Below are 23,280 nucleotides of genomic sequence, written 5' to 3' on the forward strand. Positions count from 1 at the left end.
AGTTTGTCAAAGGTAAACAACATTAAGGCCGTCAGCCCTCAAAGGGCTGACGGCCTTATTTTTGGATATCCTCTTTCAGTTAAACTATTATTTTAGTTTATTAAAGGAATGATTCAAAGATCAACCCACAATACCTTAGCTTTTCTCATTCTGTGTTTTTTAATAGCCGCTTCCTGTAGTAACTGTGATAGCTCCGGGATTGTCTTCAAAGATGGTTTTGCATCCATTCCCATAGATATTGACGCTCCTAGACAAAATCTGGCTGATTTTATTGAGTCTGTAGAGATCATTCAACTTGAAGAAACAGCCAGTTCACTTTTAGGGAGTGTATTAGAATATGAGAGAATTGGCAAAAGTATAGTGCTGAGAAACTTCAACACCAATAGCGTTATTCAATTCACTGAGGAGGGAAAGTATGTTTCTTCCTTTAGCAAAAGTGGTAATGGCCCTCAGGAGTATTCATTTATTCTTTCTTTTTGGGTGGAGGGTAATAGTGTATTCATCTACGACCCTCCAAACGGTAGAGTGCAGGAATACGACATTCAAGGAAATTATAAGTCTTCAACAAGAATTACTCAATCCGCCATCAATTCTATTATTTCTAAATCTGGTAAGTTTTACCTCTCAACGATAAGGCCTATCGATGGCGTTCATAGGTTTTATACCATCATTCTAGACTCAGAAGGTAATCCCATCGATATGCAGATTCCATATAAGTATGGCAAACTGATTATGACCGGCTGGGGCTATTCTGATTTTACTTTGGTTGAAGAAGAGTTAATGCATCATTATGCTAATAATGACACGCTGTACATTCAAAGAAATGGTCAGTTTGAGCCTTACATGTCATTCGACTTTGGAGATAACTGGGCCTGGAAGGGAGTTGGGGAGATAGAGAGCATGGAAGATTTTGATGAGGTGAGAAGGCAGGAAGGCAAGGTAAATACTATAGCTCCCATTGTTTCTCCTGATCAAGTCTACCTTTCCTACTTGCATGATGGTGCAACGCCTTCCGTTTTGATCGATCTAAAAACGGGAAAGTCGGCAACTATAAGAGGTGGTTATCAAAGTGAGTTCAGGCCAATAAAATATGAAGCTGGTCAATTGGTCTTTGTTGCCAATAGCACCGTTTTGGCAGACTTTGTTAATTCACTCAATTCTTCTCAGGTAAACTACCTTGGAGATGCATCCTTGGAGAGCATAGAGTCTTCAGAAAATCCCGCTTTGGTTAAGATTAAGTTTAAGGATAGCTCTGAGTGGGCTCTAGGTTAATAGGCTTGTATGTTTTAGGTAGTTAAAAAAATCAATCAGTAATGCACATAAAAAATCAAAACACCTTTCTGCTCATAATTTTAATTCTGTTTACCGCATGTTCATCCAATAAGGATAATGAAAAGGCATCCACCGAGAAAGATTCTAAAACCATAGATGAATTTATCTCCTATGATTTAGTCAATGAAATGGAGACAAGAACATTGACAGAATTGATTGAGCATATAGAGTTTTCTAGACTACAAGAAACAGACGAGTCATTGATTAGCTCTGCTAATAACTATTTGATGCATAGAGGTTTGATTGTTTTTAGAAATGGTGCTGAACGTGATATATGTGTTTTTACAGAGTCAGGTGAGTTTGTAAGAAAATTTAATAGAAGTGGAGAAGGCCCGGAGGAGTATTCTACTGTTAATGACATGTGGTTTGACGGGGATTATTTAGCGATATATACCAAAGGGAGATATGTGAAATGGTATGATTTGGAAGGAAACTTTATTAGGTCGAAATCTATGGATTTGCAGGCAGGACATATTTTCCCTTATCAGGATGGGTATGTTGTTGATGCTTCTTATCTGACTTTAGATGACTCACTCCGATTCAACTTTGCATTTGTGGATAGTGAATTTAAAACACAGAAAGTTTTTTTGCCATCTGGAGATGATATGCAATTTCAGGTGTTTATGGCTAACTCTTCATTAATGCCAGATAACGGCAAAATACTATTCAATAGAATGATGAGTGATACAGTTTACAGCTTCAATGCCACAGAGTTTGAACCATTTATACACTATGATTTTGGTAATGAATGGTACTTCAAAAACATGACTTCCATGCCTGATAATATGTTTATAGACGTGCAAAATTCAGGCAAAGTTTGGAATGTGTCGAGTAAAATTAGTAGTGAGTTTATTTGGCTTTCTACCTATGGAGGTGAACCTGGAAGGAATAAATATTTGATTGATAGGGGTAATGATAAAAGCATTAGGGTTGATACAAGGAAGGGAGAAGAGTATTACGCTTTGAGCCCTAGTTTATGGGAGAATGAAGAACTTTTCGGATCCATTCAGTCAATTAACGTACCCGAATTGATTAGCAGCTTGGGACAAGATCAATACTCATTTAATGAAGGAACTACGCTGGAAGAAATTAAATCTTCAGAAAACCCAGTTTTAGTTAAGATTAAGTTTAAAGATAGCTCGGAGTGGTAAACTATATAAAAATGTGCAAGGCTTTAATTACATGGGGTGTTGCTCTCTTTTTTCTTAGTGCTTGTAATTCAGACGGTAATAAGAGTGTTGAACTTGATAAGGATAACAGCTTTGTTTCAATAAAATTGTCAACTGATTTAGAAACAAAACACCTTTCAGAGCTAGTAGAAACAGTTGAGGTAATTAGATTGGAAGAAACCTCTCAATCACTTGTTTCAAGCGTTCGAGATCTCGAATTGTCAGAAAAAAATCTAGTTTTTCCAGATTCTAGATATAATGATGTTTTCGTTTTTGATCACTTGGGTAACTTCGTCACTAAGTGGAACCATCAAGGACAAGGGCCACGGGAATACCATAATATTCAAGATATCTGGTTAGAAGGAGATACTGTTGCAGTCTATGCTCGAGGTAAGGCAGTTCTTCGATACACTATAGATGGGAAGTTTCTGAACTCAGAAGCTATTGAATATCAGGCTGATCACATCAGGCCTTATGACGGAGGGTATTTTCTGGATATGAATTTCAATGCGATTGACGATACTCTTACTTTCAAGGCGGTCGTTTTAGACTCTAATCTTTCAAGAGTAGATGAGCTACTGGCTGTAAAGTCCTTTTCCAAAGTAGCATTCTACAGTGATATTTCAGCTGTGATGACATCAGGTAATACTATTCTCTATATGGCAATGCTTACCGATACGGTTTATCAATACCATAAAGGAGAATTGTTACCAAGGTTTCACTTTGATTTTGGGGAAGAGTGGTTTTGGGAGGACGAGAGTCGTAATACGGAAAACTATTATGAGAGGATTATGAATGAAACCCAGCCTAAGGTACATTCCCTTTCGGCAAAAATTGGTAAACAGTATTTATATCTATTTGCGAATCAAGCCATGGCAGGCTTCCAAAAGTATCTTATTGACCATAGAAATAATCGTGCGGTTATGTTGAAGAAATACACCTTAAAGAGCATGAAGTATGGAGTGAGTATTCTCAATTGGAGCGAAGGATTATTGATTGGAGCCATCTCATCTTATGAATTGGAGGAGTGGTTAAGTAGTATAGATAAGAGTCAGGTTGCTTTTAGTGGCACAGCAACATTAGAAGAGATTGAGTCATCAGAAAACCCTGTATTGCTAAAGATTCAACTTAAGGAGAGTTCAGAATGGTAAGGTTAAACTTTGACAAACTTATGTCTCTAATGGCAGATTATGCCTGTCGCTTTTACAGCTTTAAGGTCATTCCGGCCAAGACATTCTATCTATCAGGAGCTCTACGGTTGAGCTTAGTTGTATTTCTTTTAGCTAGTTGTTCAGGAGCAAAAAATGAAGAGGGTGTTCACTCTCAGAACCTAGAAACTTTCCAGTCCTATCAACTTTCTATTGATGCTGAAAGAAAGAGTTTCAGTTCTATTATTGAATCAATTGAAGTGGTTCCCCTGCAAGAAACGGATAACTCACTGCTGACTTCCGCTTCAAGAGTTTTAATGCACAGAAACGAATATCTGGTTATCAACAAGGGAGATGAGGAGATTGTGTTCTTCGATAGCAAAGGAAAATACCTTAGAACTTTTCGTCAGTTGGGACAAGGGCCAGGAGAGTATCAAGCTATCAATAGTATTTGGATTCAGGACGATGAACTATTTATTTATGAAAGACAGAGATCTATAGTATTTAAATATAGGCTTGAAGGTGAATTCCTAGACTCTAAAAAACTACCATTCGAAGTTGGTCACGTGATTGGCTATAAAGACGAGTATTTAGTTGAATTCAACTACACCATCATTGAGGATTCACTGATGTACAAGTTCGGTGTGCTTAACAGTGAAATGGAGTTGACTGAGAAGTTTTTAAAAACTGATGAAGCTTCGGATAACATAGATATGAATCCTGCTCCTTCCATGTTTTCTTACAGTGATGGCGTTTTACTGACCCACATGTACAGCGATTCGGTTTACTATTACAAGCAAGGTCAGTTTAAACCATTCATTCACTTCGACTTTGGAGAAGATTGGTACTGGGAGAATGAAGAAGTTTTTAGTGAAGACAAGCTAGTGAGTTCAAACAAAGCATGGGAAACAGACATGAGCCTGTCAGAAAAATATGCTTATGTGTGGACAGTAGTGGGCTATTCGCACTATGATTATTTCATTATCGATAGAACAACAGGAAAGTCTGTAAGAGTTGATCTGCGAAAGGACTCTAACTTTAGTTCTATAGTCACTGACTTAGGCTGGGAAGAAGATAAGTGGCTCGTGTCAATGCTTCCGGAAGACTTGTTCCAGCTTTGTGAAGAACTGGACCATGAATTGCCTAATCTAGATCAACTTAGCCGATCTGAAAACCCGTCTTTAGTGAAAGTGACTTTTAAGGATAGCTCTGAGTGGTGAGTGCTAACCTTTGACAAACTTCTGCTGCCGATTTCTGGCAGAACTTGAGTTTTTGGTGCGACTAGTGACTAAAGTTTGTCAAAGGTTTGTAGTATTAATGAAGGCAGCACTTTAAGTACTGACTGCTTTAAAGTAGTGCTATTTAAATTTTACCTGATCGAAGTAAATAATATCTTCGTTACCAGCTTCAACATTATGTATTAGCATATCCTTATTCCAAAATATTTGATCTCCTTTAAAGAAGTAGTAAAGCAATGAGCCCCCGTGGTGCTTGAGCGTTTTTACGTGGTTGAAATTTGGATCTAAAACAATCACCTCTTTTTCTGTAGCAAAGTCACGAGCATTGTAAGCCCTTTCAGTAATTCCCTTTCTAGCGATTCTGAAATAGTAACCAGATTTAGGGTCGAAAATTAGTTTTTCGTACTGATCACTAAGCCAAGTTGCAAACGAATCGAGTGAGGAGGCTCCAACCTTAGCCTTATGGGTGCTTTTTTCTTCAGTATTATTCACTATGCTGCTTTCGGCCTTATATGCTTTCGTATAGCCATTAAAGTCGGTGACGTAGATTGAATGGGACGATGGGAAGTTGATAATGAACTTGTCAATTTTTTGGTTGTATATGATGTTAGCGCTCTTTAGCATTTGAGAATAGTCTTTGTTTTTATACTCAGGTGGGAAGTCAAACAGAAGTCTTTCAACACTACCATCTTTTAGACTTATCTTTCCGAAATGATTGGGGTAGTCGTCTGCATTTTTCATTTCATTTGCACCAATTCTTACTGGCCATGCTTGTACATATAAATGCCCTTTTCTGTAGGCTAAGGACTGTCCGATTCCCTTAGAGCCGAAGCCAACATTACCACCGTCTACCGTCAACCTTTTATATACGTTTCCTTTATCGTCAGATAAATAAGCCAGATCCAATTGTGAGTCGAAGTAGATGATGGAATCGGTATTGATATAGCTAAGACCTCCATAAACTTTCATGTTATTCAAGGCATTAGGTCCCTGATGGTCATATTTGATTTTCCTTTCTATCTCCTGCTCTTCCAGATCATAGATGAGCATTGCATTTTCATTATAGCTGAACATAGCGAGCTTCTCTTCATTATTTTCAGAAATAGGTTGAACCATATAGCTGTAAAGGTCTGCTATGGGGTCTACAGGAAGAGAGTAGGTGTCGTTTTGGACTGAAGAGGAAGTAAATATCAAGACGCTTGATATTAATATGAAGGCTTTGAGTTTCATTGTCTTGGTCTTTTAAACTAGTGTTTACATCTATTACTTAACCCTTGACAAACTTCTACTGCCGATTTTTAGCAGAACTTGATTCTTTGGTGCAGCTAATTACCAAAGTTTGTCAAAGGTATATCTCGTTAAGTCAGTCAGCCCTTAAAGTGCTGATTACGTTACTAGTCTTTATTTCTTCTTACTTACAAACCAATAGGCCAACGGTACAAAGTAGAGTGCGGTGAAGGTACCGATGGTTAAGCCTCCAATAACTGCATAAACCAAAGGTCTCTGTAAGTCTGCGCCTAAACCTGAGGAGAAAACTACGGGCAAAAGTGCCAGAATGGTAGTGATTGAAGTCATCAGAATAGGTTTTAATCTAATTTCTCCAGTTTTAGCAATGGCCGCAGCCAATTGAGTTTTATAATCTGCTGAAGTTGTAGGGCTGATTTTAGCTGCAAACCTATTAATTGTGTCAATTTTTAGGATGGCATCGTTTACCATAATTCCCAACATCACAATGATACCTATGGCCGACATTACGTTCAGTGTTCCTCCAGTGAGTTGCAACACAATGAGTGCTCCTAAAATACCCAAAGGCAGAGTGAAGATTACGATTAATGGTTGAATCAATGACTCAAATTGTGCGGCCAGAATAAAGTAGAGTAATGCCACTGAAATCATCAAGATAAACGCCATCTGGCTCAAGTTCTCTTTGTCTTCAAAGTAAGTGCCATCAAAATCTACCGTTAGTCCTCTAGCTGATGCCACTTTGGGGAGTTCTACTGTAAGAGCTTCAATGTCTTCACTGCTTAGCTCTTCCCATTCCATAGATTGATAAACACTAGATCTATCGGCAGTAATGTTCTTTTCATTAGAAGAGAAGCTAATGGTAACAAAGTTACTTAGGGCATATTCTTGATTCTGTTTGCCCATTACAGTAACTCTTTCTAGCTGTTGCCTTAAGTCGGCTTCTGGTCGCTGAATTCGTACAGGAGTAACCTCTCCAAATCTTCTGATTTCGGTAACCAAATAGCCATCTAGTGCCTTGCTGAGTGCCGATTTAAATTGCCCTTCCGAAATCCCATATACCGATAGCTTCTCACTATCGATAGATGCTTCTAGAGCATCTTCATAAATAAAGCCTTTGCCCTGTAGTGGAGGGGTTGAGCTGATTGCTTTAACCTCATTGCTTAACTCCTGATAATCGGCAGAGGTGAGTAATTCATTGTTACCTAGTGTTTTCCATTTGGCTGAAAAGAAGCTTCCCTCAGTAGTGAAAATCTGATCGAAGGCATTTGGTGCATCTTCAATATTAATATTCGCATTTGGGTGTCTCTTTTCGAAATAACTCAAAAGCCATTTTTCGGTAGCGCTTTTGTCTGTTTTGGAATTGAACTTAAAATAGATTTCGGCATTCTCCACACTCCCTTCATCTACAGAAAGGATAAACTGCTTTAGCCCAATGTCTGACTCACTTTCAGCTTCCGTATTCAGTTCATTCAACAAGTTTCTAATGCGGTCTTTACTAGCTTCAGCAGCTATGGGTTCATTCCAAACTATTGAGAGGAGTGTTTCAGTCTTTTCGATGTCCGGTAGTCCAGCTTTCTCAATTTGGTTAATGGTCACATAGGTCAACGGAATTAACAGTAAGAGAATAACGAAACTTATGGCCCTAAACTTCCAAAGCAGCTTATAAAAACCTTTGTAGGCGCTAAGAATGGTTTTGAAAACGAGACTATCTTCCTTGATCTCCTTTTTAACATTCTGAAAGAAAATTCTGTAAAGCAATGGTAAAAGCACAAAGGCTACCATTAGCGAAGTGCCTAATATAATGGCTACTGAAACAGCTTGGTCGTAGAATAAGGCTCCAGAAAGTCCATTAAGAAAAACTAGAGGAACGAATACCGCTAGAGTAGTTAACATAGAGCTGATCAGCGGAGCCATCACTTCGTTAACCCCTTGAATACAAGCCTCAATGATGCCCAACCCATCTTTTCGCTTTCTTGTGATGTTGTCTATTACAATAATTGCATTATCAATCAGCATTCCTAGGCCAAGAGCTAAGCCACTTAGAGAGATAATATTGATGCTAAGACCTACAGCATAAAAGAGAAGGAAGCTGATAATCAGAGAAACTGGGAGCGTAATTCCCATGATAATAGGCATTCTTACATTGCCCATAAAAAGGAAGAGCACAGCAAATGCGAAAATTCCTCCATATATGAGGCTAGTTCTAAGGTTGTCTATACCTGCGTTGAGTAGACTACTTTGATCTTGTGTAAGCTCAAAATCTACTTTAGGGTAATCTTCTTTAAAGAGTTCTACTGCTTCGTAAACCATTGGCACCAGCTCTGTCATTTTTGCACTGTTTTGCTTGTGCACTGTAATTACTAAGCCTTCGGTTTCTCCAAAGAGGTGGTAACTCTGTACCTTTTCTTGTTGGTAGCTAATGTCGGCTACACTCTGCAGAGCTATAACGTTTCCATCTCGTGTGATTAAAGGCAGGTTGCGAATTTCATCTAAATCGTCTAGTCGGTTGGCCATTCTAACATAGTACCGATATTGGCCGTCCTTAACAGAAAGCTGGCCTAGCTCTTGATTGGCACTCTTAAGTACTTGGTCTATCTGACCCTCACTGAGCTGAAGTGCCTGTAGTTTCTCTCTGTTTGGATTAATAGAAATATATTGATCGCGGAAACCATTGATGTCTACAATGGAGATTCCTGGGAGTTGCTCTATTCTTTTCTTAAGTACTTTTTCGGCTAGCTCAGAAACTTCAATAAAGTCGGCCTGATTTTTAGGCAGGAGCTGTAGTCTGATGATGGGAATATCGGAAGTGTTGATTCTGATAATCCTTGGCCTATCCATGTCTCTAGGAAGCGATTCGGTCAGCCTATCAATTTTTTCGTTGATCTCTACATAGGCCAAGTCCATTCGAGTGCCATAGTTGAACTGCAACTTTACTATACCTGTTTCACTACCCGCTGTGCTTTCAATAGACTTTAGGTTGTTCAGTGAGTTAAGTTCGGACCTGATAGGGTTCAATACACTATTCTCAATGATCCGGGCAGGATTATTAGGATAGTCTACCTTGATGGCTACAGAAGGAACTTCAATACCAGGAAGAAGAGACACTGGTAGCTCCTTAATAGCTAAAGCGGAGAAAAAAAGAATGCCTACAAATGAAAGGAAGACGGCAATGGGTCTGTTAATCAGAAACTTTACCATGATGCTTAATTAGTAGCTCCCATCACGCTTGTTCTACTTACCTGAGCTTCATGAGCCAATTGAATGTTGTTGGTGATGATCACTTCTGAACCATCATTTAAACCAGAGGTAATCTCTACCTCTACACCGTTGTCTAGTCCTGTTTCAACATAATTCCATTTGGCAATTCCATCCTCATATGTAAAGACCACTGGCTTTCCAGACTTCATTACAATGGCTTCTCTTGGCACCAAAATGTTCTCAGACTGTGGCGATCGGATTACGGCATTTGCAGTCATTCCTGGAAGCAGCCCTTCCGTAGCGTTAAGTTGAAGCTTTACAGTAATCATTCCCCCTTCATCTACCTTAGGGTTAATTTCTATAAGAGTGGCTTCGAAAGATCGATCTTTAATAGCTAGAGGGAAAACATCTGCTTTTTGCCCAATCTCGATCCTCCCATAGTCAGATTCAATAATTTTGGCAGTAAGTACTAGCTGATTAGGTGTGTAGATTACACAAAGCTCTTTTCCGGCAGAAATTATGTTGCCCTGTTTTTCTTCTAGTTCGGCAATACGACCTGTTATTGGGGCTTTAACCAAAGTCTTTTTCAGATTCATTTGGGCCTCTTTTAGACTAACGGTAGCGCTTCTTAGACCAGATTTTAGCTCTAAGTTATTTTTGGCAGCAGGAGAAAGGGTAGAGTAACCTATAGAGTCATTCTGAAAAGTTACCTTTGCGCTTTCATAGGCCAGCTTGGCTTTTTCTATGGCAAATTCTTCATTGTCGTTCTGCAGTTCGGCCAATGGCTCACCTGCTTTAACCATTTGACCATTCTTTACATACAGTTTCTCTAGGTAGCCAGAGCCTTCAAAAGTTACTTTTAGCTCTTTAGCCGACTCCATAGTGCCAGAAGCATTTACTCTAAACTCGAAAGTAGAGTAGATTGCCTTTGCCGTAAGTACTTCGGTGGGTTTTACCTGAGCGCGTAAAGATTCTACATCGGGCTCCTCAATTTTTTCTTTTTCTTGTTTGCAGCCTAAGAGTGTTACAATAAAAAGTGCTGCTAGTATTGTGTTTCTCATTATGCTAAAAATAGTTTCAAATTTTATGAATTAGAAACTATTGAGAAAGAAAGTTTTAGTTGAATTGGCTAAACGGTAATAAGGGAATTTCTTCAAGCCTTTGTTAGTCTTGGAACGACAAGTACTAAAGTGTAAGCTCATATTTACATCATTGAACTTATCGAAAATCTATAAAACAAATAACCTCTAGGCATTACAATAAACAAAAAGAGGCAAAAGACAACTTAGGAAAGCTAAATGGAAGAAACATCTCAATAGCTCTCGGTCAGCCTTTCTACACCCCTAATGGCGTTAAGGGGGTGAGCCAATAGTCGGACACGATGTCTTTCCAACTGTATTTACTTTTGGAAATAAAAGAGGGTAAAACTTACTCTAAATATTGCCCAAGCGGCTGTCGACCATTTCTTCAAGTCCAAGATAGATACCTTCAAAAGGGTTTACAGGGCCCGATTTTACTATTTTGACCAAGTTAGGTATTTCTACAATTACCTAACTTGGTCAAAATATCAGGCATCTAAAAGTCTGTATCCAGTTTGTTTAAGGCTCAATTTTTATGACGCCTACCGACTTCAGTGAGATCAGAGACTAGTGGGAACTAACAAGGAAAATTGAAATTTGAATAGTTTCTTTAATCTGGTTCAGGTAAGCAGCCAGCTGTGGCGTAGTCACAAAGAGTGCCCGCTCCTTCGCAACGAGTTTTAACCCCGCTATTACACTCAGGGGTTTCATAGATTACCTCAGTGTTTCCTAACTCATTGAGACTAAAACCCCAGTTTGGAGTTAAGATAAAAAAAACCGCTAATAAAGATGATAATATAAGATTTAATAAATTTTTTCTAAAGTGTTTCATTATATAGTTGTTTTTAGTTTTTAAGGTTTTCCTTTATAAAAGAGTAAGCTAAATCTATTTCATAGTCGCTTACTGACATATAGTCCGTATGACTCTCTTTTTCAAAATAAATAATAAGTGGCTTTGAAAGCCCAATCTCGAATAGATGAGCCTCACCACCCAAGTCAATGAAAGTGCTGTATTTCTGCTTTATATTTTCTATTAGAGAATCCCAAATATTGAATCGTGTATTGTTAATGAAGATTACGTTTAAATCTAATTCATTAGACATTTCATTTAAAAGGGCAAGGTTTTTTTCAATACATGGGTCGCAACTTTGAAGATCCAATAAATAGTATATTTCCCCTTCATTTAAACTTTGATTATGAACCTCTTTCATATAGCGTGTAAACTCCGATAGAAAGGGGTATTGATTGCTTTCGTTTTTATTTATACAACTTTGAGTGAGCACGAGGGTAGACGCTAACAACAGTACTATTATAAATGCATACTTATTCTTCATAATTTATCTTGATAATATCAAAAGAGACAATGTTTTCATCATTGTCATAGACTGGGAAAACAATTCCTTCTGAAGAAACTGCTGGATTAAGATAGCTGTAGTTTTGGTAATTAGAGATGGTTGATTCTCCTAAATAATTTAATTTATCATCTAATACGATTATTGAGAAAGGCTTGATCGCGGCACTATTTATGCGATTAGTGGTTGAGTTCCTTAATGGTTGTGAGTGAGAAACTATTCGATAATATAATTTTCTATAACTATCAAAAATCAAGTTGTGATAAATACCTTGACTAACAAGGATGTTTCTTCCTGCTTGGGAGTTGTATTCCCTAGGAATAAGTTCAAAATCATTTAGAAATTTAGATTTTGCCGACACAAATGTGCTGTTGGAGGAACTGAGGTCTAGGATTTGAAGACAATGAGCTCTTCTATATGATATAATTAATTCACCTGGGTTGTTTTTGAATTTAGTCCATGAAAATTTGTAGTCATTGTAGAAATAATTGTTAGGATCGGCAGTCATAAGTTCAGGAAACATACCGAGTAACTTTGTTACTTTAAGATTAACCGGATCAAATTCTAACATGAATGGTTTTTCATAGAACTCAACGTCTTTATCCCAATTTAGTGGCGGGAAAGATCTAACGTAGATTTTATTCTTATAAAAAAAGAAGCTTTCCGAATTATTGAGCGGGTCTACTCCAGAAAGGTCACTATTTGGAGAGATTAATTTTGAGAAATCCCATTTGTCAACCACCTTTTCCGCTTCATTCATAATGACCATTCTTCCCCCAGATCCAAAAAGTATGATTGAATCTTGATTAATAAACTTTGCCTCGGATAGAGGGAGTTGTCTTAGTTCTACAGGGGTATTGGTATAAATCGTTTTGATGTAAGTTTCGTTTGTGAGATTAAATTTTTCGATGCGGTTAAGACCAAAGTTTATACCATACAAAAATTCCCCATCTTCACTGCTGATAACTGATATTTTAGAGTACAATCCAATTAAAGAGTCGTTATCTATTTTAATGGATCTAATTATTGAGTTTGTCAACTCTTTATATTGCTGTTCTAGCTTACAGTCATAAGTGAGACTTTCATTTTCCGCAGTTTTTTGGCATGAAAAGACGATTAGAAGATAAGATATAAGAACGTAATTTATTTTTTTCATTAATATATGTTTTAGGTTAAGAAGAGAAATGTACATTTCTCTTCTTAAGGTGGCCAAGATGTTATTCAGGCGTAGGTACGCAGTCCCATCCAATAGTTAAGGAGCATAGATTGCCGTCTCCATGACAATAGATTTTTTGTCCACTCACACACTCGGGTGTTTCAGTAGTTACTTCATGCGCTCCCCTGCCAGGTTCAGCTAAGGCAATATTGGTCGACCCTATTGATAGGATAACCATACAAATACATAAGGATAATAATAATGATATTTTTCTCATAACTTAAATTTTATTGAGGTTTTACTGGTTCACAATCTGGGCCATCAATTGATACATCACATAGATTTCCAACACCAGAACAGATGAAGGAAACCCCACTTTCGCAAATGGCGTTTTCAGACCTAGCCAATGTGTTACCTCTTTCTATATCCGCTTTTGTTTCAAACGGTGTTAAACCCATTATAGCTAAAGCCGTAATCATTAATGTTAAAGATATTTTTTTCATGATTATCTTATTTGAATTTACCTACTCTCTTTCAGGGTTTTCGGCAATCCCCTTTGTTTACTCAAATGAGCGGCAACAACACAATAGGGATTGAGAGAATTGCAATTCAGATAATCGGTATTGTGGATGTCTTTTGTTCGTTAGCCATGTGGCAGGATGAACTTCCTTCTTTCTTTTTCCGGATTTGAAAGTGTTTGAAGCTAGGGAATGATTTTTTTAAAAGCAATTATAAAACAATAAAAAAACAATAAAAAAACAATAAAAAAACAATAAAAATACAATTATGAAAGTACTTACTTATTATCAGTCAAGTTAGAATTAAGGTATGAATGGGATGAAAAGTTAGGTTAATTGGTGGCTATTAAAAAAAACATGACTACTTTGTTAGTTCATGCAGACACAAAGACCATTTAGGGTAGTAGTTATCTTTCTAGTGCTGGCCATTATTGGAGTGGCGTTTATCCCTAGGCTCAACGTTAACTTTACTCCCACGCAAAGCGCCCCGATACTTAAAATCAGCTATAGATTACCAGATGCTTCTCCAGATATAGTGGAGCGTTTAGCCACTTCTCCTTTAGAGAATGCCTTGTCACAAATTGAAGGGGTAAACAAGTTGAAAAGTACCTCAGCGTATAACAGAGGCGATATTACCATGGTGTTTGACAAGGACACTGATATGGATTTCAGGAAGTTTGAAGTCAATGCAATCATTAGAAATATCTATAAGAAACTTCCGGAAAACCTTACCTATCCCATTGTGCAGCAATCGGGAGGGGAGCAAAATGATGATGAGCAGATTTCGCCTATTTTAATGTATTCCATTAACGGGCCTTTTGCAGCCTTTAAGCTGCAAGAAGATGTAGACGAATACATCAGAAAACCGTTAAGCCAAATTCGCGATATTCACAGTGTTCAAATCAGAGGGGGAAATCCTCTACAGATAACTATAGAATTCGATGCTCCATCTCTACTGAGATATGGATTGAATAAATCAAGTATCAATCAAGCGCTCAGTAGCTCGACAAGCGCGGTTTATGCCGGACTGGCTAAAACGCCTTCAGGCCAGCAGTATTTCTTAAAGACAAGTTCGCAAATACCAGATATTAGCAGTTTAGAGCAAACTGAGGTGGCAAGGATTGATGGTAAGCCTATTTATCTGAACGATGTTGCTAAAGTTTTTGTGGAAGAACAAGCACCTAGCTATTACCAACGAATTAATGGTAAGAATGCCGTATACATGTCAATAATGGCTCGGCCTATGGTGAATAAGGTGGTTTTGGCCGATGAGATTAAGGCGGAAATAGAAGCGCTAAAATCGGGATTACCTGCCGGAATAGATGTTCGCTTAGAGCGGGATGACACAGAGTTTCTCCGTAAGGAAATGGATAAGATTTATATTCGAACAGGACTTTCCATCGGTATACTGGTCCTTTTTATTTTTCTTATCAATAGAAATGTTCGCTACCTATTTACGCTGTTCCTAGGCATTATTGTCAATCTCTGTATTACTGCTATTATCCTTTATGCGCTGAATGTAGAGTTGCACATGTATAGCATAGCCGGTCTGACTATTTCCTTCGGACTGATTGTAGACAATGCCATAGTGATGCTCGATCACCTACATAAGAAGAAGAACTCCAGAATTTTCTTGGCTTTGTTGGCAGCATCACTCACTACTATTATGGCCCTTTTAATGGTGCTTCTGTTGCCAGAAGAAGATAGAAGGGATCTGACAGATTTCTCCATTGTAGTGTCTATTAACTTGGCAACATCGCTGTTGATTGCCCTGTTCTTCACCCCATCTCTTTACCAGCTTCTATTTAAAGAAGAATTGAAGAGGACTTCTAAAATGGTCAGCATAAAAGGTTTGCGCAGAAGGGTACGCTGGTTTAGTGCATATAGTCGCTCTATTAAGTTCGTGGTAAAATATAGAAAAGCGTTTATCTTCATAGTCATTTTAGGTTTTGGTTTACCTGTGTTTAAACTACCACCACAATGGGAAGGGCAAGAATGGTACAACAATTCAATTGGTAGTGATAAATATCAGGACGACATTAAACCGATAGTGGACAAGGCACTCGGAGGTGCACTAAGAAAGTTTGTTACCGAGGTGTATGAAGGCTACTATTATGGTACTCCTCAACGTACTCGCTTGTTTGTTCGAGCTAGCTTGCCTTTTGGTACTACCCTAGACGATACAAATTATGTGATATCCAAAATTGAGAATTACTTGGTAGACGTAAAGGGGATAGATAAGTACGTAACACAAGTAAATGAAAGAACTGCCAGAATTGAGATAACTTTTGCGCCAGAGTATGAAAACTCTGCGGTGCCGTATCAATTAAAAGGCAGGTTACAGGCACGTTCATTAGACCTTACAGGAGTAAGGTGGTCCATTACTGGTATAGGTCAAAGTTTTAATGCTGGTGGAGAGAGTAACCAGAGGCCGAGCTATTCGGTGGTAATGAGGGGGTACAATTATGACGAACTGGAAACACAGGCGGAGATTTTTGCCCAAATGCTGGTAGATGGTAATAGGAGGGTTCAAGAGGTGAAAACAAACGAGAAGTTTGGCTACTCCTCAGAGAAAACCAGTGAATATGTTTTAAGTTTTGATGTAGGTCGCTTAGCAAGAGCTGGTATTAGCCGAAGTAGCATAATGAATACGCTTGGGGATTTAACCAAGCCGAGAGGACGATCATTTGAGGCCAATTACCAAGATAAAAGGCTGCCAGTTGTCATTAAGGCTAATAGTGCTGATCAGTTTTCTAAGTGGGATCTAATGGAAGAAGCTTTACCTATAGATACCGCACGGTTTGTGAAAATTAAGGATTTTGCCACTCTTACCTTTGAAGAAACAGCCAACGAATTACTTAAAGAGGATAGGCAATACCTCAGGCGTTTAGCTTTCGATTATTTAGGCTCTGGAAAATTTGGTCGTCAATATTTAGAAGAGAGTATTGAGAAAATGGAGCAGTTGTTGCCAGTTGGTTATTCTGTAGAGACCTCTGGTAATTACTTCAGCTTTAGGCAGCAGCAACGCCAATATAGTCTCCTATTATTTCTTATGGTGGGTATTTTCTTTATCTGTGCCATTTTGTTCGAAAACCTGAAACAACCTTTTTATATCATTATAACCATTCCAATTTCCTTCATTGGTTTGTTCCTTATTTTCTCCTTGTTCGATTTTAGGTTCGACCCAGGAGGATTTGCCGCTTTTGTTATGCTAGGAGGGTTGGTAGTAAACGCTTCCATCTTCATTGTTAACGACTTGAATAATACAAGGCTCAAAAAATACAATCGTTCGGTGCTAAGGTCTGTTATGGGGAAGGCACAGCCAATTATTCTAACCATTCTTTCAACCTGCTTTGGCCTGATTCCTTTCTTGCTAGAAGGTGATTCAGAATATTTCTGGTTCGCTCTGGCTATTGGTACTATCGGTGGTTTGGTGTTCTCAACCGTGGCGGTATTCCTTTGCTTGCCAGTGTTCTTGAGTAGGAGGAAATAGTAATTATAATTTTAGGTGATTAACGAGTATTTTAGTTATACTTGGATAAACACTTCAAAATGAATTATAGGAAATTGCAGTTGCTGTTAGGGCTAATTTTAATAGTCTCTTGTGGTCACAAAAAAGAAACTCTAGAGAATAAGCCTAATCCAGATCAGTTCCAATCTATCGTTATCAACAGAAATCCACCAGAACTTAAGTTCGCTGACTTAATAGAAAACGTAGAAGTTGTTAAGCTAGAAGAGACTGAAGAATCACTTCTCGGTGTAATTTTTAATCTGACAATACATAATGACCTCATAGTAATCCCGAACACTAAGAGTAACTCCCTCTATTTCTTTAACAGAAAGGGTGAGTTTATAAGACAGCTTAATAGGAACGGAGATGGCCCAGAAGAGTATAGTTCGCTTTGGAGTTATTGGTTAAAAGGCGATACAGTAAAAATCTATGACAATGATAGGTCTCGGGTTGTCAGTTATGATTTTGAAGGTAACTATTTATCAGAGTTAAAGTTGCCTAAAAATGCAATGCATGTTTATGAAAATGAAAGCGGTTACTGGACCGATTATAGCCACAGGTTTACAGGGGATTCGACTAACTATGAATTGGTGCGGTACAATCATAACATGCAAGAACCAATAGAGTTTTTACCATTTAATCAGCCCTTTGGCTTTCCAATTGTAACCACTACTAACTCTATGATTCCTTATAAAGATGCCCTTATCTATAAACAGATATTGAATGATAGCACCTACCTTATTGAGGGGGCTGGTATTAGGCCGTTTATTCATTTTGATTTTGGTGCAGATTTTTTGTGGAGAGATGAAAAAGTGTTGAACAATCCTAGCATAGCAATGAACGAAATACGCGATGCCAATAAGGTATGGATGATTTGGCCGAAGATTGGTGAGCAGCTTATTTACCTTACTTATAATACTTCTTTTGAAGATTCTTTTCAGATGGTGATCGATAGAGCTACTGGCAAGCAGTTTAGTTTAGATACTAGGAAAAATGCTGAAGAGAAATTGGGTTTAATGTTCGATCAATGGCTCGGTAACAATACTATGCTTATACCAATTAATTCACTAGACCTTGCCGAACTCTTAGAAGATCTTGATGAATCTCAATATTCTTTTAGAGAAGGAAGCTCACTAGATGTTATAGAGTCTTCTGAAAACCCTGCACTTATGTGGGTTAAGTTCAAAACCGACTTTTAATTCAGTAGTGGACAATCTTTGACAAACTTGTGCTTTCAATTTCTTTGATGTATCAGACTCTATGTAATGTTTGAAGACGAAGATTAGTGAAAGGGTTCACCTCATTAAAGATTCTGAGCCGAATAAAATACTTATTCGGCTCAAGAAATAGTTATATTTGAGCTGAATAGTTTTCCTAATCGGCTCATGATTTACAATTGGCAACAAGAAGGCTGGCCTGAATTCAAATATCAACTCAATGATGATATCGAAAATTCATTGATAAAAATTCGAGAATCTGCCAGTAAACTTGAAGGCTACTTTTCCGCTATGACTGAAGAAAGGAAGCAACAATCTTTGTCTGTTATTATGACAGAAGAGGCTGTTTCTACCTCTGCTATTGAAGGCGAGTATATGAGCCGCATTGATGTTATGTCTTCAATTATGCATCAATTGGATAGGACAGTGCCAGACTATTCAAAGGATGTTCGAGCAAAGGGGGTTAGTCAGATGATGATGTCCGTTCGCGAAAACTATGATGTCCAGCTTTCTAAGTATATGCTCTTTAATTGGCATGAAATGCTTATGCTGGGTAATAATAAGGTACATGCAGGGGTATGGCGCTATCAGAATGAGCCCATGCAAATTATTTCAGGTAGCATAGGCAAGGAAAAGATTCACTTCGAAGCACCAGCATCGGCTCAAGTTGCTGACGAAATGGAGAGGTTCATTCATTGGTTCAATGAAAGTAAGCCTGTAAGACTTAAAGATCAACTCAATGCACCAGTAAGATCAGCCGTGGCACATTTATACTTCGAAAGCATACACCCATTTGAAGACGGTAATGGAAGAATTGGGAGAGCAATTTCGGAGAAGGCAATTGCAGAGGGCTTAGGTTACACACCATTCATAAGTTTATCAAAAATAATCGAGTCTAATAAGGCCAAATATTATGATGAACTTATGCGTGCACAACAAACTTTGGAAGTGAGCGAGTGGGTCATGTATTTTGTCCAATTGATAGTAGAGGCATTTGATTATTCTTTTGAAATAATTAACTGGACAGTCAAGAAATGGCAATTCTTTGAAAAGTATGACAAAGAGCTTAATTCAAGGCAATTGAAGGTTATCTCCAAAATGTGCGAGACTCCGGTTTTTGAAGGAGGAATGAGTGCGAAGAAGTACATGTCTATTGCTAGAACTTCTAAGGCTACAGCGACAAGAGACCTACAACAGCTAACAGAAATGGGAGTGCTTCTGCCAAAAGGTGGTGGTAGAAGTGTTCGGTATGAATTGAAGTTAGGGGAGTAAGGTGTTAAACACTCTGCAAAGTATTAAGAGTGTTTGAGGATACGTATTATGAAGCTACCTCTGTGTTGCTCTCTTCTTCTACTTCTCGTTTCACGTTTTCGGTATCGGACAAATAAGCGATAATTCGCTTCCTGATTTCAGGGATAGAAAGGTTGCTATCAATACGTCCGTTTCTAATGATAGATATTTGACCTGTCTCTTCAGAAACGGAAAGTATTAGCGTGTCAGTGGCTTCTGACATACCCATTGCTGCTCTGTGCCTCATGCCATAATGTGCAGGTAGCTCGCGTTCGCTAACTGGGAGAATGCATCGTGCCGCCAATATTTTACCTTGGTATATGATAATGGCACCATCGTGTAAAGGGCTGTATTTGTTGAATATTGCTATGAGTAAACGCTTAGAGAGTGTAGCATCTAGTCTATCACCACTGTCAGCATAAAATTTCAGTTCTGAGTTTCTAGAAAAGACCATTAAGGCCCCAGTGTTGGTAGAAGAGAGGTTTTTAGATGCCTCAATAATGGGAGTCAGGTTGAAGTGTTCTTTAGCTTCTTTTCGCTTCCAAATCATTAGGCTCTGCAAAACACCATCTTTTCGGAAAGTGGTTTTGCCTAGTACAATTAAGAATTTTCTAATCTCTTGCGAGAAGATGATGATGGCGGCTAGCACACCGACTCCCATAAACTGGCCGAGAATACCGGTGAGTAACTCCATTTCTGCCGCCCGCACAATTAAGAAAGCCAGGTACAAAACCAAGAAGCCAATTAATACCCTTACAGCAACACTACCTTTTAGTAGCTTGTACACCTGATAGAGCAGAACGCTTACCAGCGTAATGTCTAGCATGTCAATCCATCTGATTTCTAAGAACCCTATGTTTATAGCGTAAATCAAGTGTTTAAGGCTTTAAAGAGTTTAATAGTTTCGCGGGCTTCTTTAACATCGTGAACGCGTAAAAGGCTAGCACCGTTTTGCAATGCAATCATATTTAGTGCTGTAGTACCATTCAAAGCATCCTGAGGTTCTATATTCAGGGTTTTGTAAATCATAGATTTTCTTGAAAGCCCCGCGAGTAAAGGATAGCCTAGTCTTTTAAGATAGCTTAATTTTTGGAGCAATTCATAGTTCTGAGATATGCTTTTGGCAAAACCAAACCCAGGGTCAATAATGATGTCTGCAACTCCTCTCTGCTTCAGTTCATTGCACTTAGTGGCAAGTTCCTTTCCAATATCGATCAGTAAATCGTCATATTGATTCAATGATTTCATGGTTTGAGGGGTTCCCCTCATATGCATAAGTATGTAAGGAACTTTGAGTTGGGCCACTGTTTCAAACATGTTGCTATCTAAGTTGCCACCAGAGACATCGTTGATAATGTTTGCTCCAGCTTCAATAGCATGTTTTGCCACCGAAGAACGAAAGGTGTCAACAGAAATGAGTATATCTGAGAACTTGGATCTTACTAAATTGATGGCATCTGTAACTCTCTTTGTTTCCTCTTCTTCAGAAATGTCATCAGCGCCAGGTCGGGTAGAGTAACCTCCTATATCTAGGATAAAAGCACCTGCTTCAACCATTTGCTGTGCCTTTTTGAGAATGGCAGTTTCTTGATTTACGCGGCTTTCGGCATAAAATGAATCAGGGGTGATATTGAGTATTCCCATCACCTGAGGTTCATCTAGACTCACCAGATTTCCACTGATATTCAATGTGGATTTAACCTCAAATAGCTTATCTTTCGCGCTCAAGAATTCTTTAGACATTTAAAAACGATCACCTTGGAGGAGCAAACGGTAGGCGAATATAAAGAAGTTATTAAGGCCTGTAAAGACATATTTTTGAAGAAGACTCAAGATTATGGAACAGCCTGGAGAATACTCAGACTTTCGTCCATCACAGATCAGATTTTTATCAAGGCTCAACGCATCAGGTCTATCCAAATGAAGGGTAAGCAAATGGTAGATGATGATATTACGGGAGAGTTTATTGGTATTATTAATTACTGTGTTATTGCACTCATTCAGATGGATTTAACAGAAAGTGATCCACTAGAGCTAGATGTTGAGACCTTAGAACCGCTCTACGATAAGCATGTGAATGAAACGATGGCTTTGCTCATGAATAAAAACCATGATTATGGTGAAGCTTGGAGAGATATGAGAGTGAGTTCGATGACGGACATTGTACTCATGAAATTGCTTCGAGTGAAGCAAATTGAAGACAACCAGGGTAAGACTATCATTTCAGAGGGTATAGATGCCAATTATATGGATATGATTAACTATGCCGTTTTTTGTATGATTTTAATGGGGGGCGCAAAAGCATGAAAGCATTAAATACAGTTGCCAGATTCATAGTAGGAGGTCTGTTTATTTTTTCCGGACTAATTAAAGTAAACGACCCTGTCGGAACTCAAATTAAGTTAGAAGAGTATTTCACGGTTTTTGCCGTAGACATAGCACCCTTTTTCGAGTCCTTAAAACCTTTGGCCCTGTTCTTTTCCATTTTGCTATCAACATTAGAAGTTGTCTTGGGTATAGCCATACTCCTTAAGTATAGAGAGAAGTTGGTCACCACACTATTGTTGGCCATGATTGTCTTCTTTACCTTCCTCACTTTTTATAGTGCCTACTTCAATAAAGTAACTGATTGTGGCTGTTTTGGAGATGCTATCAAACTAACCCCCTGGCAGTCTTTCTTTAAAGACATCATTTTGTTGGTGTTTATAGTCATCTTATTTATTGGTAGAAAGGCCAATGACATAAAAAGGCCATCCAACTTTAAGCATATCAGTGTGGCTGTAAGTACCGTTTTTTGCTTGATAGTAGCTTTTTGGTCAATCAACCATTTACCTTCTATAGACTTTAGAGCGTATAAGGAGGGGACTGTAATTCCCGAGGCTATGATGCCTCCAGCAGACAATCCTTCTGAAGTGCCAAAAATTACTAACTATGCATTTTGGGGCGATGAAGATGATTACACCATGGAGTCGCTTTCAGGTAAAAAGTTGCTTGTTATAGTTCACGATGTTGAAAACACCGAGCTAAGAGCCTACCCAATGTTGAATAGCCTCGTTCGTTCAGTTGAAAATCAGGTAGGGGTGGCAGCCATTACAGCTTCTTCAGGCCCTGAGTTTGAATCGCTCAGACACGATGTTCAATTGGCAGTTCCTTATTATTATTCGGATAAAACGCTCTTGAAAACCATGGTGAGGTCTAATCCAGGTTTAGTACTGCTTCAAGATGGGCAGGTGATGAAGAAGTGGCACTATAATGATATTCCTGATGCCACTGAACTACTCAATGAGTTTTATTAATGGGTGAGAAAGAAAATATCTTTCTTCTTGGTCTTCCAGGTTCTGGTAAGTCTACACTGGGTAAACAGCTGGCTGAAGAGCTCTCGCTCGATTTTATAGATTTGGACCATTTGATTGTGAGGAAAATTGGTATGAGTATACCAGAGTATTTCTCATTTCAAGGAGAAGGTAATTTTAGACTAAGAGAGAAGGAAGCTTTACACGAAGTTTGTGCTACCAGAGATGGATTTGTTTTAGCTACAGGAGGAGGAACGCCTTGTTTTCATTTCAATATGGACACCATGAATGCTCATGGCCGAACGATCTATTTAGATGTTAATCCTGGCGATTTAGCATTGAGAATTTTAGATGAAGGAGTGGAAAACCGACCGATTTTCAAAAGTTATGATCAGCTCGATTTGATCCAAGAAATTAGAGCCCTGAAAGAGCTAAGAGAAGAGTTTTATAACCAAGCCCAAGTAAAAATTCGAGACAATCAGATCTCTACAGAAATGATTATCTCGAATTATTTAAGTCGTTAATCCTTTTTCT

General features: G+C 38.4%; 18 protein-coding genes. 10 read left to right on the forward strand and 8 right to left on the reverse strand.

Features of this window, described 5'->3' with window-relative positions; all coding sequences use genetic code 11:
- The first annotated feature begins 108 nt into the window (after window positions 1-108).
- Genes T7867_RS11370 through T7867_RS11385 form a run of 4 tightly spaced genes read left to right on the forward strand, consistent with a single transcriptional unit; the run spans window position 109 to window position 4,869 of the window.
- Window positions 109-1,272, forward strand: coding sequence for a 6-bladed beta-propeller (locus tag T7867_RS11370; protein ID WP_322299282.1), 1,164 nt, complete (start codon window positions 109-111; stop codon window positions 1,270-1,272).
- A 41-nt stretch (window positions 1,273-1,313) separates the two neighbouring features.
- Complete coding sequence (locus T7867_RS11375; protein WP_322299283.1) at window positions 1,314-2,483, forward strand: 6-bladed beta-propeller; 1,170 nt, start codon at window positions 1,314-1,316, stop codon at window positions 2,481-2,483.
- 11 nt (window positions 2,484-2,494) lie between these two features.
- Window positions 2,495-3,652, forward strand: coding sequence for a 6-bladed beta-propeller (locus tag T7867_RS11380; protein ID WP_322299284.1), 1,158 nt, complete (start codon window positions 2,495-2,497; stop codon window positions 3,650-3,652).
- Window positions 3,646-4,869 carry a 6-bladed beta-propeller gene (locus T7867_RS11385; RefSeq protein WP_322299285.1) on the forward strand — a complete coding sequence of 408 codons (1,224 nt, stop codon included), beginning with the start codon at window positions 3,646-3,648 and terminating at the stop codon, window positions 4,867-4,869. The genes T7867_RS11380 and T7867_RS11385 overlap by 7 nt, the downstream gene beginning before the upstream one ends.
- A 138-nt stretch (window positions 4,870-5,007) precedes the next feature.
- On the opposite strand, the gene T7867_RS11390 is transcribed toward T7867_RS11385, so the two are convergent.
- The 6 genes from T7867_RS11390 to T7867_RS11415 form a co-directional block, all read right to left on the reverse strand.
- Window positions 5,008-6,117 carry a DUF4221 family protein gene (locus T7867_RS11390; protein WP_322299286.1) on the reverse strand — a complete coding sequence of 370 codons (1,110 nt, stop codon included), beginning with the start codon at window positions 6,115-6,117 and terminating at the stop codon, window positions 5,008-5,010.
- A gap of 171 nt (window positions 6,118-6,288) precedes the next feature.
- Window positions 6,289-9,330: an efflux RND transporter permease subunit gene (locus tag T7867_RS11395; protein ID WP_068218773.1), complete on the reverse strand. Its 3,042-nt coding sequence runs from the start codon at window positions 9,328-9,330 to the stop codon at window positions 6,289-6,291.
- Between the two features lie 5 nt (window positions 9,331-9,335).
- On the reverse strand, window positions 9,336-10,391 hold the full coding sequence (locus tag T7867_RS11400) for an efflux RND transporter periplasmic adaptor subunit (protein ID WP_068218776.1): 1,056 nt from the start codon (window positions 10,389-10,391) through the stop codon (window positions 9,336-9,338).
- Window positions 10,392-11,254: 863 nt separating this feature from the next.
- A complete protein-coding gene (locus tag T7867_RS11405) occupies window positions 11,255-11,743 on the reverse strand; it encodes a hypothetical protein (protein WP_068218778.1) in 489 nt (162 codons plus the stop codon).
- Window positions 11,733-12,917, reverse strand: coding sequence for a DUF4221 family protein (locus T7867_RS11410; protein WP_068218782.1), 1,185 nt, complete (start codon window positions 12,915-12,917; stop codon window positions 11,733-11,735). Before T7867_RS11410 ends, T7867_RS11405 begins: the two co-directional genes overlap by 11 nt.
- Window positions 12,918-13,204: 287 nt before the next feature.
- Window positions 13,205-13,420, reverse strand: coding sequence for a hypothetical protein (locus T7867_RS11415; protein WP_273515482.1), 216 nt, complete (start codon window positions 13,418-13,420; stop codon window positions 13,205-13,207).
- Between the two features lie 391 nt (window positions 13,421-13,811).
- Between T7867_RS11415 and T7867_RS11420 the strand changes: the two genes are divergently transcribed.
- The 3 genes from T7867_RS11420 to T7867_RS11430 all read left to right on the forward strand — a co-directional run bounded on the left by T7867_RS11420 (window position 13,812) and on the right by T7867_RS11430 (window position 19,435).
- Entirely contained in the window at window positions 13,812-16,928 is a 3,117-nt protein-coding gene (locus tag T7867_RS11420; RefSeq protein ID WP_068225065.1) for an efflux RND transporter permease subunit, read from the forward strand.
- A gap of 59 nt (window positions 16,929-16,987) precedes the next feature.
- Window positions 16,988-18,145, forward strand: a complete 1,158-nt coding sequence (locus tag T7867_RS11425; RefSeq protein ID WP_322299287.1) for a 6-bladed beta-propeller — start codon at window positions 16,988-16,990, stop codon at window positions 18,143-18,145.
- A gap of 186 nt (window positions 18,146-18,331) precedes the next feature.
- Window positions 18,332-19,435 carry a Fic family protein gene (locus T7867_RS11430; RefSeq protein WP_322299288.1) on the forward strand — a complete coding sequence of 368 codons (1,104 nt, stop codon included), beginning with the start codon at window positions 18,332-18,334 and terminating at the stop codon, window positions 19,433-19,435.
- A gap of 46 nt (window positions 19,436-19,481) precedes the next feature.
- On the opposite strand, the gene cdaA is transcribed toward T7867_RS11430, so the two are convergent.
- Window positions 19,482-20,327 (reverse strand): diadenylate cyclase CdaA, encoded by an 846-nt coding sequence (cdaA, locus tag T7867_RS11435; protein ID WP_273273508.1) that lies wholly within the window; start codon window positions 20,325-20,327, stop codon window positions 19,482-19,484.
- Window positions 20,324-21,196 (reverse strand): dihydropteroate synthase, encoded by an 873-nt coding sequence (gene folP, locus T7867_RS11440; protein WP_322299289.1) that lies wholly within the window; start codon window positions 21,194-21,196, stop codon window positions 20,324-20,326. Before folP ends, cdaA begins: the two co-directional genes overlap by 4 nt.
- 15 nt (window positions 21,197-21,211) lie before the next feature.
- On the opposite strand from folP, the gene T7867_RS11445 reads away from it, so the two are divergent.
- From T7867_RS11445 to T7867_RS11455, 3 genes are read left to right on the forward strand one after another with little or no spacing between them, the layout of a single operon-like run.
- The gene (locus T7867_RS11445) at window positions 21,212-21,760 is read left to right on the forward strand and encodes a DUF1599 domain-containing protein (RefSeq protein ID WP_322299290.1); all 549 of its coding nucleotides are present in this window, start codon (window positions 21,212-21,214) and stop codon (window positions 21,758-21,760) included.
- Window positions 21,757-22,749, forward strand: coding sequence for a DoxX family protein (locus T7867_RS11450; protein WP_322299291.1), 993 nt, complete (start codon window positions 21,757-21,759; stop codon window positions 22,747-22,749). Before T7867_RS11445 ends, T7867_RS11450 begins: the two co-directional genes overlap by 4 nt.
- Complete coding sequence (locus T7867_RS11455; protein ID WP_322299292.1) at window positions 22,749-23,270, forward strand: shikimate kinase; 522 nt, start codon at window positions 22,749-22,751, stop codon at window positions 23,268-23,270. The genes T7867_RS11450 and T7867_RS11455 overlap by 1 nt, the downstream gene beginning before the upstream one ends.
- The last annotated feature ends 10 nt before the right edge of the window (window positions 23,271-23,280 follow it).

Source organism: Roseivirga spongicola (assembly GCF_034376045.1).
Classification (GTDB): Bacteria; Bacteroidota; Bacteroidia; order Cytophagales; family Cyclobacteriaceae; genus Roseivirga; species Roseivirga spongicola.

Coding starts and splice junctions, on each gene's coding strand:
- T7867_RS11370 (WP_322299282.1), top strand. CDS start 109: ATGATTCAAAGATCAACCCACAATACCTTAGCTTTTCTCATTCTGTGT.
- T7867_RS11385 (WP_322299285.1), top strand. CDS start 3,646: ATGGTAAGGTTAAACTTTGACAAACTTATGTCTCTAATGGCAGATTAT.
- T7867_RS11420 (WP_068225065.1), top strand. CDS start 13,812: ATGCAGACACAAAGACCATTTAGGGTAGTAGTTATCTTTCTAGTGCTG.
- T7867_RS11375 (WP_322299283.1), top strand. CDS start 1,314: ATGCACATAAAAAATCAAAACACCTTTCTGCTCATAATTTTAATTCTG.
- T7867_RS11430 (WP_322299288.1), top strand. CDS start 18,332: ATGATTTACAATTGGCAACAAGAAGGCTGGCCTGAATTCAAATATCAA.
- folP (WP_322299289.1), bottom strand. CDS start 21,196: ATGTCTAAAGAATTCTTGAGCGCGAAAGATAAGCTATTTGAGGTTAAA.
- T7867_RS11390 (WP_322299286.1), bottom strand. CDS start 6,117: ATGAAACTCAAAGCCTTCATATTAATATCAAGCGTCTTGATATTTACT.
- T7867_RS11395 (WP_068218773.1), bottom strand. CDS start 9,330: ATGGTAAAGTTTCTGATTAACAGACCCATTGCCGTCTTCCTTTCATTT.
- T7867_RS11410 (WP_068218782.1), bottom strand. CDS start 12,917: ATGAAAAAAATAAATTACGTTCTTATATCTTATCTTCTAATCGTCTTT.
- T7867_RS11415 (WP_273515482.1), bottom strand. CDS start 13,420: ATGAAAAAAATATCTTTAACATTAATGATTACGGCTTTAGCTATAATG.
- T7867_RS11425 (WP_322299287.1), top strand. CDS start 16,988: ATGAATTATAGGAAATTGCAGTTGCTGTTAGGGCTAATTTTAATAGTC.
- T7867_RS11405 (WP_068218778.1), bottom strand. CDS start 11,743: ATGAAGAATAAGTATGCATTTATAATAGTACTGTTGTTAGCGTCTACC.
- T7867_RS11380 (WP_322299284.1), top strand. CDS start 2,495: ATGTGCAAGGCTTTAATTACATGGGGTGTTGCTCTCTTTTTTCTTAGT.
- T7867_RS11455 (WP_322299292.1), top strand. CDS start 22,749: ATGGGTGAGAAAGAAAATATCTTTCTTCTTGGTCTTCCAGGTTCTGGT.
- T7867_RS11400 (WP_068218776.1), bottom strand. CDS start 10,391: ATGAGAAACACAATACTAGCAGCACTTTTTATTGTAACACTCTTAGGC.
- T7867_RS11450 (WP_322299291.1), top strand. CDS start 21,757: ATGAAAGCATTAAATACAGTTGCCAGATTCATAGTAGGAGGTCTGTTT.